Source organism: Methylobacterium sp. WL103 (genome assembly GCF_008039885.1).
Classification (GTDB): Bacteria; Pseudomonadota; Alphaproteobacteria; order Rhizobiales; family Beijerinckiaceae; genus Methylobacterium; species Methylobacterium cerastii.
In genome coordinates this window covers 1-1,659 of record NZ_VRUX01000770.1, presented here as the reverse complement: position 1 = coordinate 1,659, position 1,659 = coordinate 1, and the positions used below count along the sequence as shown (strand labels likewise).

Sequence of the window (1,659 nt, the reverse complement as noted above, 5' to 3'; positions counted from 1 at the left end):
TTCGTCGCCTGGCGCCCGCGGGCGACGGCGAGCGCCCCGTCGGGCACGTCGTCGGTGATCACCGAGCCGGAGGCGACGAAGGCGCCGGCACCGATCGCGACGGGGGCGACCAGCGCCGAGTTCGAGCCGATGAAGGCGCCGGCCCCGATCGTGGTGCGGTGCTTCGAGACCCCGTCGTAGTTGCAGGTGATGGTGCCGGCCCCGACGTTGGCGCGGGCGCCGACCTCGGCGTCGCCGAGATAGGTCAGGTGCGCGGCCTTGGCGCCCGGCCCGAGGCGGGCGTTCTTCAGCTCCACGAAGTTGCCGATGCTGGCGCCGGCCTCCAGCACCGCGCCGCCCCGCAGGCGCGCGAACGGGCCGACGCTGGCGCCCGCCTCCAGGCGCACGTCCTTCAGGTGCGAGAAGGCGTGGACGACGCACCCGTCGTCGACGCGGACGCCGGTGTCGAACACCACGTTCGGCTCGACGAGCACGTCGCGCCCGAGGATCGTGTCGTGGCTGAGGAACACCGTCTCGGGGGCGACCAAGGTCGCGCCGCCGAGCTGGGCGCTGCGGCGCAGGCGCGCCTGGATCGCGGCCTCGGCGACGCCGAGCTGCACCCGGTCGTTGACCCCTTGCGCCTCCGCCTCCGTCACTGGAACCACGGCGACGGAGAGCCCGTCGCCGACGGCCAGCGCCACCGCGTCGGGCAGGTAGTACTCGCCGGCGGCGTTGTCGTTGCCGATCCGCTCCAGGAGCGCCAGCGCGTGGTCGCCCGACAGCGCCATCAGCCCGGCGTTGCACAGGCGCACCGCGCGCTCCGCTTCGCTGGCGTCCTTCTCCTCGCGGATCGCGACCACGCGGGCGCCCTCGGTCAGCACCCGGCCGTAGCCGGCGGGCGCCTCGGTCTCGAAGGCCAGCACCGCCAAAGCCGCACCCTCGGCCAAGGGCGCCCGCAGCCGCGACAGGGTCTCGCCGGTGATCAGCGGGGTGTCGCCGAAGGCGACGATGACGTCGTCGCCTTCCCCGTCGTCGCCCTGGCTCAGGATCGCCCGGGCGGCCAGCACCGCATGCGCCGTGCCGAGGCGCTCGACCTGCGGGTAGATTGCGGCGCCCGGCGCCAGCGCCGCGATCTCGCGGGCGACGTCGTCGCGGCCGGGCTCGGCCACCACGGCGATGCGCGCGGCGCCGGCCGCCTGCACCGCGGCGAGCACGTGGCCGAGCATGCTGCGGCCCGCCAGGCGATGCAGCACCTTCGGCAGGTCGGAGCGCATCCGCGTGCCCTTGCCGGCGGCGAGCACGATCGCGGTGAGGCTTCGCCGCGCGGGGGCCGGTGTCGTCATCGCGTTCAGGTTCCCGGGGACGGTCGCTGGTGCCGCCCGCCGGGACCGGCGCGCGACGGGAGGGGAGCACCCGATTAGCCGATCGCGCCCATCCCGCAAAACGGCGTCGCCTCGCCGTCGCCCTTCCGCTCCGCCGCGCGGCCTCGATCACACAGGCGCCGGAATTCGCGCGCGCCGGCTGCGCTTAACCGAGTGTTCAGGCACCGGGATGGTACGAGGAGCCGATTGTTGCGAACCGTTTCCGGGACTTCGCTGTTTCCGGTCCTGTTGCCGAACCACCCGAACGAAGGGGCACGACGCTGCCGACCGACCCGCGCTCCGATGCCCTCCGCGATCC

General features: G+C 74.4%; 2 protein-coding genes. Both read right to left on the bottom strand.

Translation table 11 applies throughout. The annotated features are described in order from the left end of the window. Positions 1 to 1,322, bottom strand: a 1,322-nt coding sequence (glmU, locus tag FV222_RS25240) for a bifunctional UDP-N-acetylglucosamine diphosphorylase/glucosamine-1-phosphate N-acetyltransferase GlmU (RefSeq protein WP_147815929.1), incomplete at its 3' end; no start/stop codon positions are given. Positions 1,323 to 1,396: 74 nt separating this feature from the next. Then, on the bottom strand, positions 1,397 to 1,659 hold a 263-nt coding region (locus tag FV222_RS30740), incomplete at its 5' end, for a hypothetical protein (RefSeq protein ID WP_210248511.1).